General features: G+C 60.6%; 12 protein-coding genes. 10 read left to right on the forward strand and 2 right to left on the reverse strand.

Annotation, left to right across the window (positions count from 1 at the left end):
• Positions 1-330: 330 nt before the first annotated feature.
• From R6U20_RS10745 to R6U20_RS10755, 3 genes are all read left to right on the forward strand, one after another.
• Positions 331-1,995 carry an alpha-amylase family glycosyl hydrolase gene (locus tag R6U20_RS10745; protein WP_410337858.1) on the forward strand — a complete coding sequence of 555 codons (1,665 nt, stop codon included), beginning with the start codon at positions 331-333 and terminating at the stop codon, positions 1,993-1,995.
• 80 nt (positions 1,996-2,075) lie between these two features.
• Positions 2,076-4,568 (forward strand): glycoside hydrolase family 31 protein, encoded by a 2,493-nt coding sequence (locus R6U20_RS10750; protein WP_410337859.1) that lies wholly within the window; start codon positions 2,076-2,078, stop codon positions 4,566-4,568.
• A 54-nt stretch (positions 4,569-4,622) separates the two neighbouring features.
• Positions 4,623-6,095 carry a sugar porter family MFS transporter gene (locus R6U20_RS10755; protein ID WP_410337860.1) on the forward strand — a complete coding sequence of 491 codons (1,473 nt, stop codon included), beginning with the start codon at positions 4,623-4,625 and terminating at the stop codon, positions 6,093-6,095.
• A 341-nt stretch (positions 6,096-6,436) separates the two neighbouring features.
• On the opposite strand, the gene R6U20_RS10760 is transcribed toward R6U20_RS10755, so the two are convergent.
• Positions 6,437-7,144 (reverse strand): response regulator transcription factor, encoded by a 708-nt coding sequence (locus R6U20_RS10760; protein ID WP_410337861.1) that lies wholly within the window; start codon positions 7,142-7,144, stop codon positions 6,437-6,439.
• Between the two features lie 251 nt (positions 7,145-7,395).
• On the opposite strand from R6U20_RS10760, the gene R6U20_RS10765 reads away from it, so the two are divergent.
• A complete protein-coding gene (locus R6U20_RS10765) occupies positions 7,396-7,638 on the forward strand; it encodes a hypothetical protein (protein WP_410337862.1) in 243 nt (80 codons plus the stop codon).
• 78 nt (positions 7,639-7,716) lie between these two features.
• On the opposite strand, the gene R6U20_RS10770 is transcribed toward R6U20_RS10765, so the two are convergent.
• A complete protein-coding gene (locus R6U20_RS10770; RefSeq protein WP_410337863.1) occupies positions 7,717-8,181 on the reverse strand; it encodes a ComEA family DNA-binding protein in 465 nt (154 codons plus the stop codon).
• 108 nt (positions 8,182-8,289) lie between these two features.
• Here R6U20_RS10770 and recO point away from each other — a divergent pair, with 108 nt between their 5' ends.
• From recO to R6U20_RS10800, 6 genes are all read left to right on the forward strand, one after another.
• The gene (gene recO, locus R6U20_RS10775) at positions 8,290-9,066 is read left to right on the forward strand and encodes a DNA repair protein RecO (protein ID WP_410337864.1); all 777 of its coding nucleotides are present in this window, start codon (positions 8,290-8,292) and stop codon (positions 9,064-9,066) included.
• Positions 9,067-9,231: 165 nt separating this feature from the next.
• Positions 9,232-10,374, forward strand: coding sequence for a CNNM domain-containing protein (locus tag R6U20_RS10780; RefSeq protein WP_410337865.1), 1,143 nt, complete (start codon positions 9,232-9,234; stop codon positions 10,372-10,374).
• 119 nt (positions 10,375-10,493) lie between these two features.
• On the forward strand, positions 10,494-11,960 hold the full coding sequence (murC, locus tag R6U20_RS10785) for a UDP-N-acetylmuramate--L-alanine ligase (protein WP_410337866.1): 1,467 nt from the start codon (positions 10,494-10,496) through the stop codon (positions 11,958-11,960).
• A 22-nt stretch (positions 11,961-11,982) separates the two neighbouring features.
• Complete coding sequence (locus tag R6U20_RS10790; RefSeq protein WP_410337867.1) at positions 11,983-12,288, forward strand: hypothetical protein; 306 nt, start codon at positions 11,983-11,985, stop codon at positions 12,286-12,288.
• A gap of 12 nt (positions 12,289-12,300) precedes the next feature.
• Complete coding sequence (locus tag R6U20_RS10795; RefSeq protein ID WP_410337868.1) at positions 12,301-13,137, forward strand: helical backbone metal receptor; 837 nt, start codon at positions 12,301-12,303, stop codon at positions 13,135-13,137.
• Between the two features lie 805 nt (positions 13,138-13,942).
• On the forward strand, positions 13,943-16,002 hold a 2,060-nt coding region (locus R6U20_RS10800), incomplete at its 3' end, for a CheR family methyltransferase (RefSeq protein ID WP_410337869.1).

A 16,002-nucleotide genomic window follows, 5' to 3' on the forward strand; every position in this document is an offset into this window, starting at 1 on the left:
GCTCTACTACTATCGCGTAACGGCCACCGCCGAGGATCTGGAAAGCGATGGGTCAAACCAGATCGATCTTACGCCCTTCGCCGAGCCCGGTCGTCCGTAGCCCGCCAGGTTGGTCACATAGCCTCGTGTGGATACACAGCGGGGTGCCCTGTGGACACGACGTGTCTTTTGTGGAGTTACGCACTTGACCTGAAATGGCATCATTTCCTGCATGAGGACGGGGCGGAGCCCCTAAACGACGGCGTCACGAGGCGGAGCCTCGCGACGAGATGACGTTTTTGAGACGCAACTGCGTAAGTCCTGCTTTTATAACCGATCCTGCTGTTCTATATGAGAATGTGTCCTACCGCTCGTCGTCTGCCGCTCGTCGTTTGGGTTTTGCTGGCACTGGGGCTCGGCATCGGGGCCGGATGCGATGGGGCCGATGTGCCTGACGAAGAACCGGCATCCAGTACCGACGATGCGCCCGCCTGGCACTATGGCACCACCTACCACGTGTTCGTGCACTCCTTTGCCGATGGCAACGACGATGGCATTGGCGACTTCGACGGGCTCATCCAGAAGCTCGACTACATCGACGAGATGGGCTTCGAATCCATCTGGCTGCTGCCGGTGCACCCGTCGCCCTCGTATCACAAGTACGATGTGACCGACTACCGCGCCATCCACCCGGATTATGGCACGATGGACGACTTTGAACGCCTGCTCGACGAGGCCGAGGCGCGCGACATCAAGATCATCATGGATCTGGTGGTGAACCACACCGCCCGCGATCATCCGTGGTTTCAGCAGGCCGTGGCCGACACCACCAGCCCGTACTACGACTTCTACGTCTGGCAGGATGCGGAGGCTGTGGCTGGCGCCGAGGTCGATGCCGGCCCCGATACCGACAACGCCGAACAGTGGCACGCGGTCGAGGAGATCGACGATGTGCAAGACGGGCTCGATCAGCAGCGCTACTACGGCTATTTCTGGGGCGGCATGCCCGACCTCAACTTCGACAACCCCGCCGTGCGCGACTCGATCATTTCCATCGGGGAGTACTGGCTCGACAAAGGTGTCGACGGGTTTCGCCTGGATGCGGCCAAGCATATCTTCGAAGACGACCGCGCCGATGACACCAAAGCCTGGTGGCGCGAATTCCGCTCCGAAATGGAAGCTGAAGACCCCAATGTGCTGCTCGTGGGCGAGGTGTGGGACGATGCCGAGGCCGTGGCCCCCTACTTCGAAGGGCTGCACTCGCTCTTTAACTTCGACCTCTCGGGGAATATCATCGAGGCGCTGCAAACAGGTACCGGCGACTCGCTGGCTGTTGAACTGGCGGATACGCGAGCCACGTACAATGACATCGCGTCTTCCTTCATCGACGCCACGTTTCTCACCAACCACGATCAGCCGCGCATCATAGGCGAACTGCCCGACCGGGCTCAGATGCGCACCGCCGCGTATCTGCTGTTTACGCTGCCGGGCTCGCCCTACGTCTACTACGGCGAAGAAATCGGGATGTATGGCGAAAAGCCCGATCCCAACATCCGCGAGCCCATGCTCTGGGCACCCGAAGACGAGGACAGCCTGCGCACCACCTGGATCGACCCCGAGTACTCCACCGACGACACCGTAACGCCGGTGTCGATGCAGAACGAAGAGAACGACTCGCTGCTGCAACTCTACCGCGAGCTCATCCACCTGCGCCGCGATACCGAGGCTCTGCGACGCGGCACGCTGCATCCCGTAACCTACGAAGAGATGCCCGAAGCGCTCTCCATCTACGAGCGCCGCACCGACGAGGGCGAATCGCTGCTCATTGCACACAACGTGAGCGACGAATCCATCGACGTGACGCTGCCCGACGACCTGCGCACGCGCTATGCCACCGTGTGGCACGCCTCGGATGAAGCGGTGCAAGACACCGACACCGGCACAACCCTTCCGGCGGCCACGACCATCATTTGGACCGACGACCCCGACTCCAGTGCAGCCGATTCCTCCCTGTAAGCGCCGTATTTGGCGATGTGGAGCCGCTGCGCTTCCGAATCCCACCGATCGAATTCGACTGATAAACCTGTTACCCGTATATGAACCCCTTATCCCGGTACGCCGGATGTGCCCTCGTTGCCTTGTTGTTCTGGATGCACGGCCCCGTGTGGGCGCAATCGACCGGGGAGTACGTCGGTCATGACGTGCGTGGGTCCACCGTCGTTGTGGAAGGCGACAGCGCCACCGCACACCTCACGTTCCAGGCCCCCGATGTGGTGCGCGTGGACTGGACCGCCCCTGGTGCCGCCCGGCCCGATTCGTCGGTCGCGGTGGTGCAAGAGGCCGAGGGTACGCCGCCCACCGTGCGCGACCGCGAGGATGCGCTCTGGGTGCGCAGCGAGGCGCTGGCGGTGCAGGTGCAGAAAGCGCCGCTCCAACTGCGCTTTACGGAGGCCGACGGCACGCCACTCACCCGCGAATCCACGCGCTACACCCGTAACGACGACGGCCACCGCCTCGGCTTTCATCTGGATGACGACACCCACGTCTACGGCACCGGAGAACGCGCCGGATCGCTCAATCTGCGCGGCGAGGTGTTCGATCTCTACAATACGCAGCAGTACGGCTACCAGGAGGCCCCGCCCGAAATGAAGGTGAACGTGCCGCTGGCTGTTACCAGTAGCGGATACGGACTGTACGTAGACACCACCTGGCCCACGCGCTTCGACATCGGCGCCGCTGAATCCAATACTTTTTCGGTGGATGTGGAGGGCGGTGCCCTCACCTACTATCTGATGGCGGCCCCCGACATCCCGGCGCAACTGGAGCAGTACACTGCGCTCACCGGACGCCAGCCCATGCCGCCGAAATGGGCGCTGGGCTACATCCAGTCGAAGTACGGCTACCGCACCGAAGACGATGCCCGCGCCATCGTTGACGAGTTGCGCGAGAACGACATCCCCATCGACGCGCTCATCCTCGACCTCTACTGGTTCGAGCACATGGGCGACCTGCGATGGAACCGCGAGCGCTTCCCGGAGCCGTTCCAGATGATGCGCGATCTGCGCGCGGACGGCGTCGAGACGATTGCCATCACCGAGCCGTTTCTTGTGCCTGAATCCGGCCTCTTCGACCAGGGCGCCCAGGCCGGGTACTTCGCTCAAGACGAAACCGGCGACCCGTACCTGATCGACGACTGGTGGTCGTGCACCGAGTCCGTTGCAGAGAGCGACGAAGGCTGCCAGGCTGCGCTGGTTGACCTCACGAATCCCGCCGCCCGCGCCTGGTGGTGGGGGCAGTACCCGGTCTTCATGGGCGAAGAGATGGGCGGCCTCTGGACCGATCTGGGCGAGCCCGAGGAGCACCCCGAAGGCATGCAGCACTACGAGGGCAGCGTGGCCTCGGTGCACAACGCCTACAACCTGCTCTGGGCCAAGACGCTGTTCGACGGCTACCGCGACTGGCGTCCCAACCAGCGCCTCGTGAACCTGACGCGCGCCGGCTCTGCAGGCATTCAGCGCTACAGCACGTTCTTGTGGTCGGGCGACGTAGGCCGCAGCTTCACCGGACTCCAATCGCAACCGCCCATGCTGCTGAACATGAGCCTGTCGGGACTCGCCTACTACAGCTCCGATCTGGGCGGATTCACCAACGGCACCACGACCGACGAACTGTACACGCGCTGGCTGCAGCACGGCGCCTTCACGCCCACCATGCGTCCGCACGGCGTAGACGACCAGGCCACCGAGCCCACGCGCTTCAGCGACGAAACGCTGTCCATCGTGCGCGACTACGTGCAGTTGCGCTATCGCCTCATGCCGTACCTCTACACGCTCGCCCACGAAAACCACACCACCGGCATGCCGCTTACGCGTCCGCTCTTTTTTGCGGATGCGGACAACCCGGCGCTTGCGAACTATGACGACGCCTACCTCTTTGGGGATGCCTTCCTCGTAGCCCCTGTCATGACCGAAGGGCAGCGCGAGAAAACGGTTGAACTGCCCGAAGGCGCGTGGATTCACTACTGGAGTGGAGACGCCTACACAGGCGGACAATCCGTTACCGTAGACGCGCCGCTCGATGAAATGCCGCTGTTCGTGCGTGCTGGCAGCATCATCCCGATGCGTCCGGTAGCCCCCCACACCAGCGCACAGCCGCAAGACGAACTGCACCTGGATGTATACCCTGGCCCCGATACCCGCCACAGCGCCTCGCTCTACGAAGACGATGGCAGCACGCTGGCGTACGACGAGGGCGCCTACGCCACCACCGCGCTGCACCAGACGCGCCACACCGTAGACGGCGCGCCCGTGCTCGACCTCACGGTAGAAGCCGCCGCCGGGTCGTACGACGGGCAGCCCACCGCGCGCACCCTGGCGCCCACCGTGCACCGCCTGGCCGACGCCCCCACGGCGGTGACGCACAACAGCACCGACCTGCCGCAGCGCGGCTCGGCTGAGGAGGTCGCCGAAAACGGGGGCTTCCACTACGATGCCGACACGCAGCAGCTACACGTTCAGATTATGGATGTACCCCTCGACACCGCCCACACGCTGCGCATCCAAAACGCCGAGGTGGCATCACTGCCGTAGCATCCTTATACTGCACATCCGCATTCACACTCGCGCACCGACCCACCTGTCTCCATGCAAGACAACGAGTCAGCAATTCCCGCGCCCGACGAAGGCCAGGGCAACACCCTGCTGGTCATCCTCATCTCGATGTCCGCCGCCCTGGGCGGGTTTCTGTTTGGATTCGACAGCGGCGTCATCAACGGCACCGTAGATGCGTTGCAAGAGGCCTTTAACTCGGACGCGGTGGGCACCGGATTCAACGTGGCGTCGATGCTGTTGGGAAGCGCGGTGGGGGCGTTCTTTGCTGGAACCGTGGCCGACAAGTTTGGCCGCCGCCTGGTGATGATCGCTACCGCGTGTCTGTTCATCTTCAGCGCGTGGGGCTCAGGCGTAGCCTGGGGCTCGACTCCTTTCGTCTTCTTCCGGATTGTGGGCGGGATTGCTGTCGGTGCGGCAAGCGTGCTGGCGCCCGCCTACATCAGCGAGATCTCGCCCGCGCACATCCGAGGGCGTATGGCCACGCTGCAGCAACTCATGATTGTAGTTGGGCTGTTTATTGCGTTCCTCAGCAACTACCTCATTGCCGGGTCTGCTGGAAGCGCCTCCGATCTCTTCTGGTTCGACTTTCCGGCCTGGCGCTGGATGTACTGGGTAGAGATCATCCCCGGATCCATCTTCCTGATTAGCCTGCTGTTTATTCCCGAATCCCCGCGCTACCTGGTGGCCGCTGGGCGCGAAGGCGAGGCGCAGGATGTGCTGCAACGCCTGCTCAACGCCAAAGAGAAGGCCAAGCAGACCGTGGCCGACATCAAAGACACCGTGCTCGATACGCGCAAGCCGCGCCTCTCCGACATTGTGAGCGAGCACACCGGGCGCGTGCATCCCATTGTGTGGGTCGGCCTCGGTCTCGCGGCGTTGCAGCAGTTTACTGGTATCAATGTCATCTTTTACTACGGCGCCACGCTCTGGCAAGCTGCCGGATTCGACGAATCGAACGCACTCATGCAGAACGTGATTAGCGGCTCGGTGAACGTCGGGTTCACCTTCATTGCGATTGCCCTCATCGACAAAGTGGGCCGCCGTCCGCTGCTGCTGATTGGCGCGCTGGGGCAAGCGGCCATGCTTGGTGTGATGGCGTTTGTATTCGGCACCGCCGCTTCGGGGGGCGCCGACACGCTGGAGATGAGCGACAACGCGGGTCTTGTGGCGCTGCTGGCAGCCAACGCGTACATTGCCTTCTTTGCGTTCTCGTGGGGCCCTATCATGTGGGTGATGCTCGGCGAGATGTTTCCGAATCGCTTCCGCGGTGCGGCGCTGGCCATGGCGGGGCTGGTGCAGTGGCTCTCGAACTTTACGATTACCATGACCTTTCCGGTGCTGCTCGCCAGCGTAGGACTGGGCGTGTCGTACGGCATCTACGCCGCGTTTGGCGTGATTGCGTTCGTGTTCGTGCAGCAGTACATCGAAGAAACGATGGGCAAAACGCTCGAAGACATGTCGCGCGAGCACGAAGCCGCCGACATTGCGGCGGGGCAGGGGGCGTAACGAGAGTGCCACCGCGTCTCCCCTAACGACGCAACGGCACTTGAGATATCGTCACCAAATGCTGACTAACTACGATATTGGGTAGAGCGCGAGAAGGGTGTGTAGAGCCCCGTAGAAGCAGCCGCTGTTTGTGCAAGGGTACACGGCCCCTTCTCGCCTTTCAGGGAAGAGAAAAGCACCTGGAGACTTGAGGAACCCCGACACGTTTGAGGTCGTCGGTTCCGGTCGATGAATGGTAGAACCCAGGCTGAGTACGTGTTTGGCGACTTGTAGCCCGCGAACCTGTGCTGGGCGGTTATTGAACCACGCTAAACAGATACTCGGCTGAAGCCGGGGGAGTGTCAAATCGAAAACTTATACCCAATACCGTATACCGTCTCGATATAGGTGGGGTCGGTAGGATCGGGCTCAATCTTTTTGCGGAGCGAGGCCACATGCCGGTCGATGGTACGCGTGGCAATGTCGCCGCTGATGCCCCACACGTCGCGCAAGAGCTGCTTACGGCTTACCGTACGCCCTCGATGTTCAATGAAGTAGGTTAAAATGTCGAACTCCAGCGAAGTGAACTCGACCGTTTCGTCATCGCGTCGGGCGGTCTGACTGGAGAAGTCAACCTCGACATTTCCAAAGCTGAAGCCGTCGTCAACATCCGTGTTCTGCTGGCTGCGTTCCAGCACGGCTTGCGCACGAGCGGCAAGTTCTTCGGCATCGAACGGTTTGGTGACGTAGTCGTCGGCTCCCAACTCAAAGCCGCGCAGTTTGTCTTGCTCGCTGGCCTTGACGGTGAGCATGATGACGGGCGAGTCGACGCCCGATTTGCGCGCCTCCCGCAGAATCTCAAACCCGCTCTTGTTGGGAAGCATCACGTCTAAGATGATCAGATCGTAGGGCGGCAGCGAGGTGATCTCTTGCAGCGCCTGTTTGCCGTCGGCCACGCGCGACACATGGTATCCCTTGAGCGTGAAGAACTCTTCAAGACCATCACCCACTTCAGGATCATCTTCGACGACGAGCAGGTGGGTGGCCGACGAGGTAGACGAGTCAAGCATGCGATTGGGGCGTTTGGATACGACATGGTTGGGAATGCGCAGGCTACATGGACCCATGCAATCTTCCATGGGCACAGAGCGCCTTGAGCGATGAACTGCGCAACCGAGTGTATCAATCAATAGGACCGGCGCATGTTCGCATCTGCGAAATAGATACACAGAGCGAAGCAGTGTGAACGCCTACATGGATACAGCGTTACTACGAATCCCTTCGGTGCTCGTTGCCTGCTCACTTACGTACCTTGGCCGCTATGGATGCCCAGTTTTGGCTCATTACAATCCCAACATTGGTGGTCTTCTTTACGCTGGCTGCGGCCTTGCTTGTGCCGATCTGGCGTTTCCTGGATCGAGAGAAGGAGGTGAGCAAACAGTGGACCCCCGAAGCGGTAGCCGAGCGGCTTGAGGAGCGTGATGCTGCGCCTTCCTCTGACGACGAACCGACTCCTGACGATAAAATGGCTCCTGACGATGAGCCGGCGCGCCCGCAGTCATAGCAGTTTCAAGTCCGTTGTAAGTGTCTTGCCCTGGGCGGTCAGCGATACCTGCTGCCTCCGTGACAAAACTGGAAGCCGCTACTCATCATCAGACAGCACCACACGTTCTGCGATCGATTCTACGGTCTTTGGGCCAATGCCCGACACCGATTGAAGTCCCTCCACCGATTGGAAGGGGCCATGGGTTGTTCGATGGGTAATGATTCGCTCCGAAAGCGCCGGTCCAATTCCGGAAAGCGTCTGGAGCATGTCCGCGTCGGCGGTATTCACATTCACCGGAGGCGGAGGGGGCGCGGCAAGCGAGGGCGCAGCGTCCCCAGAAGCAGCATCCTCGGGATTAGCAGAGACCGCCCCCGAGGTGTCGGCTGCCGTATCGCGCTCCACCGCCTCAGGCGGAAACGAGTCGGCCAGAGGAGGGATTTGGCGCATCTGCCAATGCTCTACGCCAAGCCCAAGCAGCAGCAGACTCACCAGTCCGAGCAGAACGGTAGTTTCAAGCGCGGTAAGTGCTACGTGACGTTGCCATCGGTACAGCCAGCGCATGCCTACACGAGTCGGTTGTTTGCAGCATGTGTGTGTTGTGCAGACCCGAGTGGGCCGGATTCGTAACGTCTCGTGCAATGCCTATTTTTACAGATTGTGTGGTTGGCTATGGCACAGCGTGACATTATTCGCACCGAAGCGGTTGTTTTGCGTGGACTTGACTACAGCGAGAGTAGCCGCATTGTGACGCTGCTTACACGCAAGCGCGGCAAAACGGCGGTACTGGCGAAAGGGGCCCGCCGCACAAAAAGCAAGTTTGGCGCAACCTTGCAGCCCATGGCCCACACGCAGGTGGTGTTCTACTACAAGCCCACGCGCAGCTTGCAGATGCTGAGCGAAAGCAGCCACGTGACCACGTACCGCACACTGCATGACCAGCTTCCCAAGATCACGCTGGGACTGCGCATGGTCGAACTTACCGACGCCCTGATAAGCGATGAAAATCCCCAACCCGCGATCTTTGAACTATTGGTGCGCGTGCTACACCGGCTGGACGCAGAAGAGGAGCGTTCACAGACGCTGTGGCCGTTCTTTCAGCTGCGGCTGGCCGAAGCGCTGGGGGTAGCACCTGCAATCCGACGTGAACGCGTTGAAGCTGTCGAAGACACCGGCTGGCTCTCGCTGGCCGACGGCGGCGTGTATCCTATTGAAACGCATCCCAGCACGGCCCAGCAAGCCCCGCGTGCTGCGCTCCGAGCCTATGCGATCCTCGCCCGTGCTGATCTCGACACGGTGCTTCGCATGCACATGACGCCGCCTGTACGTCGCCGCGTGCAAGAACTGGTGAATGCGTACTTGCGCCATCACTTCGATGAGAGCATTCCCGACCGGTGCCGTACGGTCTTGGCCCAGTTCCAGCAGGCTCCATCAGGGAAAGCGGGGTAAGCTCCGCTCCTATTCCATTACAGATAGAAACTGCATCGGTGGCTGTGCATTCTTGCTACTCACCCTCGCCTACCTCCTTCACAATCGTGTGTCGTTGCTTGCGGATGCAAATGCGTGTTGCCCTACTGCACACGTCTTCCGCTCCAGACAAGTCGCGCTCGCTGCATGGGTTTATTACTCTTATATGTTGCACTGGCTATCGGTGTCTCGTTCCTGTGCTCGGTTATGGAGGCGGTGCTGCTAAGTATCACGCCGTCATACATGGCAGCACTGGAGCGCGACGGAAATGCAATCGGCGAGGAGCTGAAGCGGTACAAAGAGGACATTGATCGACCGCTGGCAGCCATCCTGAGCCTGAACACGTTTGCCCATACGGTAGGTGCTGCCGGAGCTGGTGCGCAGGCTGCTGTCGTCTTCGGGGATGCGTACGTGGGGGTCATTTCAGCCGTGCTTACGCTCATGATCCTTGTGTTCTCGGAGATTATCCCGAAGACACTGGGCGCGGTGTATTGGCGTAACTTGGCTCCTGCCGTAGTCACCATTCTGCGCCCCACCATTCTTGTGATGTGGCCGTTTGTAAAACTGTCGCAGGGCCTTTCCTACCTGCTGTCGAGTGGCGAAGACCAGAGCTCCTTTAGCCGCGAGGAGTTTACCGCGCTGGCTGAACTCGGCGAGGAAGAGGGCGTCTTCGAAGAGAAAGAGTCGCATATCCTGCGCAATCTCTTCCGGTTTAACTCGCTGCGCGTGCAAGATGTCATGACGCCGCGCACGGTCGTGTTTGCACTTCCCGAAACCGAGACCATCGGTGAGGTTGTGAAGGAGCATGATGAGTTTCGCTTTTCACGGATCCCTGTCTACGGCAAAAATCGTGATGAGGTAACCGGCTATGTGCTCAAAGATGAATTGTTGCTGCGGGCGGCTCAAGAAAACTTGGACGTGCCGCTCTCTAAGCTGGCCCGCGAGATGATCGTTGTGCAGGAAACCCTGCCGCTTCCCGATGTGCTCGAACGCATGCTCGATCGCCTGGAGCATATCGCGCTCGTCGTTGACGAGTATGGCGGCGTAGCGGGCCTCGTGACAATGGAAGATGTCGTGGAGACGCTCCTCGGCATGGAGATTGTCGACGAAGCAGACTCGGTTGAGGATATGCAAGACCTCGCACGCAAGCAGTGGTTTCGCCGCGCCAAAAAACTCGGCATGGTCTCGGACGACGTCGCAACGCAGTCCGACATGGTCGCTGCCTCTGAAGAAGATACCAAGTCGTCGTCGAGCAGCCTCGCTCCACCCGATGCTTCCTCCTCCGAGTAGCGCCGCTTCCGACTGTAGCACGCTGTAGCACGCTGTAGCACGCGCCCTGCCGCGCTATTGCCACCCTACCACTGGGGCCGCGGGGCCTCTTCTTTTTGCGTTTTGCCTGTCCTGCATCTATGCCGTCTGATACCAATCTGCGCTCGTTCGATCGCCCTGCCGTGCCTGCCCCCGATGCCATCAACGATGTCTACCTGATTGGCATCTGCGGCACGGGTATGGGCTCGCTGGCACAGCTTTTCGACGAAGCCGGGTACAACGTACGGGGCAGCGACGAAGCCGCGTATCCCCCGATGAGCACACAACTCAATGCGCGCGGCATTCCGGTGCTTGAGGGATACGACGCTGCCCATCTCGACCCGGCGCCCGACCTCACCGTCGTAGGAAATGCCTGTACGCCCACCCATCCCGAAGCCGCATACGCCCGCGAGCAGGGCCTGGTGCAGCAGTCGTTTCCGGAAGCGCTCGGCCACACGTTCCTGACAGACGACCGCCGCTCTATCGTCGTGGCAGGCACACACGGCAAAACCACAACCACCTCGCTCCTTACCCATACGCTTCGCGCCGCCGAGGCCGATCCCGGATACCTGATTGGTGGGGTGTTGCAGAGCACAGGAAAAAGCGCGCACCTGGGCACCGACCAGCCGTTTGTCATTGAGGGCGACGAGTACAACAGCGCTTATTTCGACGACCGGCCCAAGTTCATGCACTACCGGCCGGACAAGGCCATCGTGACGTCACTGGAGTTCGACCACGCCGATGTCTTTACCGACGAAGCGGCCTACCGCGAGGCATTCGAAGCCTTTGTGGGCACGCTCGGTGCGCGCGACGGATTGCTCGTGCTCTGTGGCGACGACCCCGCCGTAGCGCGCCTCGGCCCCCACACCGACGGACGCGTACGTACCTACGGGCTCGATCCCAGCAACGATGTAACGATCACCGACCACGAGGCCGGGCCCGAGGGGCAGCGCTTTACCATCACTATGGGCGGACTGGAACGCGGCTCCTACATGCTCCCGCTGCATGGACGCCATAACCTCCAGAATGCGCTGGCTGTGGCGCTCATTGCGTTTAGTGAGGGATGCAATAGCAGGCAGGTCGCCCGCGGGTTTGAGACATTCGAGGGCGTAGCACGTCGCCAGGAGGTGCGTGGCGTAGTGAACGATATTACCGTAATCGACGACTTTGCACACCACCCCACGGCGGTGCAAATGACCCTGCGCGGACTGCGGACGGCCTATCCGGAGCGTCGTCTGGTTGTGGCGTTCGAACCCCGCTCCAACACCAGCCGCCGCGCACGCTTCGCCACCGCATACGCCAAAGCCTTCGACGCCGCTGACCAGGTGGTGATCAGCACACCGCCCTTTCGCCATAACGACCACGCCAATGACCGCCTCGACGTCCACGCCGTAGCCGCTACCATCCGCGAGCGCGGCGTCTACGCCACTGTTGCCGACGACCCCGACGACACGCTGCACCGTCTGCAACAACTCGCCCAGCCCGGCGATGTGGTCGTGACGATGAGCAACGGCGCATTCGGCGAACTACCTACACGTTTGCTCGACACCCTCGCTGCAACCTCCTAACTGCGCATCCCCCCGCCCTCCTATGACTAACCCCTCAAACGACACGCCCTCCAACGACGCCGTCGGCGACGACACCCCGATCTCGCTCATCGACCTGCTGCTCTTGGCCTTCGGCCTCTTCCTGATGTATATGGCGTACGGAAGCTATGCCGAAAGCAATTTCTTAGGGGCGGCCTCTGACTTCTTGCTGGGACTGGCAGGCGTGATGATGGGTGTGCGCAACCCGATCCAGCACTCGCTGCAGCGCCCGCTCCCGATGCTGAACACCATCGCCGTCGTAAGCGCACTGGCGGGGATCGTGCTCTTCGGAGCCACCTTCTTTCAGTAGACCCACGCCGCTATGTCCGCGCCCTTCGCCGACACGACCGATGCCCTGGGCCGCCCCATCGTCCTCGCGGATCCGCCCACGCGCATCATCTCGCTGGTGCCCAGTCTAACGGATCTGCTGCATGGGCTGGGGCTCGATGACGAAGTCGTGGGCCTCACGCGCTTCTGCGAGCGTCCGGCGGGCTGGCGCGAGGCCAAGACCATCGTGGGCGGCACCAAGCAGGTGGATGCCGAATGCGTAGCCCGCTTGCAGCCTGACCTCATCCTCGCCAATCAGGAGGAAAACACCAGGGCCGATGTCCAGGCCCTAAGCGCATACGCCCCGGTGTACGTTACGGACGTATCTACGGTAGATGGGGCCACGGCCATGATTCGCCGCATGGGGCAGCTTGTGGATCGGGAACAGAGAGCACGACAGACGGCCACAACGATCACCAAGCGCTTTGCGGGACTTCCAGATTGGGCGCCGTTAAGCGCGGCCTATCTCATCTGGCGCGATCCGCATATGACGGTGGGCGGCGATACGTTTATCCATGACGTGATGCGCTACGGCGGCTTCACCTCGCCGTGGGCCAATGCCACACGCTACCCCGAAATCACGCTCGATGACCTGTCGGCCGCTGACCTCGACGTGATTCTGTGCAGCACCGAGCCGTTCCCGTTCCATCAGAAAGACGCCTTTACAGACGACCTGCGCGCCGCCTGTCCCGATACGCCTGTGCATGTTGTGGATGGACAGTGCTTTTCATGGTACGGACCGCGCCTGCTCGACACGCCCGCCTATCTCCGCGAGCTGCGTGCCACGCTTGAGGAACCCTCCTCGGAGGGGCAGGCTGCGTCGCATCCATAAGATTAGGAGTTACGCACTTGACCCGTGGGGCGTCATTTCCTGCCTGTGGACGGGGCGGAGCCCCTAAACGACGGCGTCACGAGGCAGAGCCTCGCGACGAGATGACATTCGTAAGCGGCAACTGCGTAAGTCCTGAAGATTAAGTAGGATAGTGAAAGTACGTTACCTGTTCATCCTTGGCGATTTTGTTTGAGGTAAGCTTGGTACCCTGAAGAAGATCCCGGATCTCCGCTCCGCTTTCGTCCGGGATGACGTTGGGGAGGGCGATGCTCAATGCGAGAACAATTACTTTCAACCCACCGCCTTCTTCCCGACCCGTCATCCTGGACAAGCGAGCCTGCGAGCGCGATCCAGGATCCAGAGCAAGGTGGCAGCCTCTCGTTACGAGGACACACCTGCTAAGATACTTTTGTGGGTCTACTTAGCAGGTGCGAAGTCCTGACACGAGCGAAGCGACTGATGAACGCAGTGAATAAAGATCTCCACCAAGGTTGGCAGGGCCCTCTGTCCCGCCGTACCTTCTGAATGACGAGGAGATGGTTCGACTGCGCTCACCATGACAGACTTCGTGGGAGGATGATTACAGAGCAACCATCAAAATGAGGATTGACACAGCACTATATTTGAACAATCACAATGAAACCGGATTCAATGTAACATATCAGATACACGCAATTCACTTCACATTTAGCATTCTGTAGCCCTCTCTACGCACAGTATCAGAATGATGACGCACAGATAGCACTCCCTCACGCGCACGAGTAGCATGATCGTGTGCCTCTTTCCATTTGTTACGATCGTTGCTATGGCTATCTCTTCCTCGCCCTCCAAAGATTCTACGTCGGGCCTCCGCGTGGTGGGTGTAGGTGCCTCGGCCGGTGGCATTGAAGCCCTAAAGCAGTTCTTTTCAGGACTCTCGGAGGCGCCCGATATGGCCTTCGTCGTCGTTATGCATCTGTCTCCCGATCAGTCAAGCGAACTGGCCGAGGTCCTTCAGCACTGCACCTCGATGCCCGTGCGTCAGGTGATAGATGCTACCGAGATGGAAGCGGGGCACGTCTACGTGGTGGCACCGGGCCATGCGCTCGATTTGGACGGCACCACGCTGGTCTCCACCGCCTTCGAAGACCCCGATGGACGGGTCGCTCCCATTGATCACTTCTTTCGTTCGTTGGCGGCGTCCTCGCTGGAGACGGTAGGCGTTATTCTCTCTGGGGCGGGCAGTGATGGAGCCGTAGGGATGCGCGCCATTGCGGCGCAGTGCGGTCTTACAGGGGTGCAGGCGCCCGATGAGGCAGGATACGATAGCATGCCCCGGGCCGCCATCGAACTGCTTCAGGGAGCCGACTTTGTGCTCCCGGCGGCAAAGCTGGCCGAGCGCATTGAGACGGGAAGCGAAACTGTGCATTCGCTGGAGACGGTAGACGACCCCGACGATGTGGGGGCCGACATGCAGGAGACGCTGCGCGCCATTTTCTCTCAGGTACGTATGCACACCGGGCAAGACTTCAGCCGGTACAAACGGCCCACCATGCTACGCCGCATCCAGCGCCGTATGCAGGTACGGCAAGTGCCCTCGTTATCCGCCTACCTTGACCTTATTGAAGACGAGCCCGCCGAAGCACAGCGCTTGCGAAAAGAGTTCTTGATCAGCGTCAGCAGTTTCTTTCGGAATCCGGAGGCGTTCGACGCGCTGCGCGAGCAGGTGCTTCCCGCCCTATACGCTGACAAGAATAAGGAAACCCCGATTCGCGTGTGGGTGCCGGGCTGTGCCACGGGCGAAGAAGCCTATTCGCTGGCTATCTTGCTGCTGGAGGACGCCCGTGAACACGACATCAGTCCTGACCAGATTCAGATCTTTGCGTCGGATCTCGACAAAGAGGCGCTGGCCAAGGCCCGGGCCGGACGCTACCCCGCGTCGATTGCAGCCGATGTGCCTGCCCGCTACCTGAACACCTACTTTCGCGATGAAGAGGCATGGTACGTCGTCAAAGACATCCTAAGCGAGTGTGTCATCTTTACGCCGCACGACCTGCTGCGGGATCCGCCCTTTTCAAAGCTGGATCTGATCTCGTGCCGCAATCTCCTGATCTATCTGCGGCGCGACCTGCAGACGTCGGTGTTCAAGCTGTTTAACTATGCGCTGAACGACGGCGGCCATCTCTTTCTGGGAAGCTCCGAATCGACCGGCAGCGTAGACGACCTCTTTCGGGTGGTGGATAAAACGCACTGCTTATACCAGAGCACGCGAAATAAAAATAGCACCGTTCCCGAACTGCCCACCACGTCGCTGGAGATCACCGAACCGCGCTGGCGAGAGACGAAGCAGACCGATCCGTCTCCGAGCAATTCAACGGCTGCTCAGATCCACCAGCGCATGCTGGCAACCTGCGCGCCGCCCAGTGCCGTGGTCGATAAAAACTACACCATTGTGCATCTCTCCAGAGGAGTCGGGCGCTACCTGGAGCATCCCGACGGTGCACCCAGCGCCAATATCGTGGAAGTGGTGCGCCCCGAGCTGCAGATCAAGCTGCAAACATCGCTGCGCAATGCATTTGCAGACCAAGAAGAGGTCAATGCGGCCCCGGTGCAGGTTCAACTCAATGGCACCACCGAGTGGATCCGTCTTTTCGTAGCGCCCTCGAAAGGCACCACGCCTGCAAACGCAAATGGGACGGCGCTGGTCATGTTTATCAAAGATCGCACCGTTCCCGACCGCCTCGATGGGGGTGCAGAAGCTGAGGTGAGCATGGATTCGGGAAGCGACGACCTACGGGAGGAGTTAGCCTGGACCAAGAAGCAGTTGCGCACAACCATTGAGGATCATGAAACCTCGAAGCAAGAAATGCGCGCAGCCAACGAGGA

Origin of the sequence: Longimonas sp. (assembly GCF_046498435.1) — a bacterium.
Lineage (GTDB): Bacteria > Bacteroidota > Rhodothermia > Rhodothermales > Salinibacteraceae > Longimonas.

Bases quoted from the DNA above. Each gene is read 5' to 3' on its own strand.
- R6U20_RS10745 (WP_410337858.1), top strand. From the start codon at position 331: ATGAGAATGTGTCCTACCGCTCGTCGTCTGCCGCTCGTCGTTTGGGTT.
- R6U20_RS10750 (WP_410337859.1), top strand. From the start codon at position 2,076: ATGAACCCCTTATCCCGGTACGCCGGATGTGCCCTCGTTGCCTTGTTG.
- R6U20_RS10755 (WP_410337860.1), top strand. From the start codon at position 4,623: ATGCAAGACAACGAGTCAGCAATTCCCGCGCCCGACGAAGGCCAGGGC.
- R6U20_RS10760 (WP_410337861.1), bottom strand. From the start codon at position 7,144: ATGCTTGACTCGTCTACCTCGTCGGCCACCCACCTGCTCGTCGTCGAA.
- R6U20_RS10765 (WP_410337862.1), top strand. From the start codon at position 7,396: ATGGATGCCCAGTTTTGGCTCATTACAATCCCAACATTGGTGGTCTTC.
- R6U20_RS10770 (WP_410337863.1), bottom strand. From the start codon at position 8,181: ATGCGCTGGCTGTACCGATGGCAACGTCACGTAGCACTTACCGCGCTT.
- recO (WP_410337864.1), top strand. From the start codon at position 8,290: ATGGCACAGCGTGACATTATTCGCACCGAAGCGGTTGTTTTGCGTGGA.
- R6U20_RS10780 (WP_410337865.1), top strand. From the start codon at position 9,232: ATGGGTTTATTACTCTTATATGTTGCACTGGCTATCGGTGTCTCGTTC.
- murC (WP_410337866.1), top strand. From the start codon at position 10,494: ATGCCGTCTGATACCAATCTGCGCTCGTTCGATCGCCCTGCCGTGCCT.
- R6U20_RS10790 (WP_410337867.1), top strand. From the start codon at position 11,983: ATGACTAACCCCTCAAACGACACGCCCTCCAACGACGCCGTCGGCGAC.
- R6U20_RS10795 (WP_410337868.1), top strand. From the start codon at position 12,301: ATGTCCGCGCCCTTCGCCGACACGACCGATGCCCTGGGCCGCCCCATC.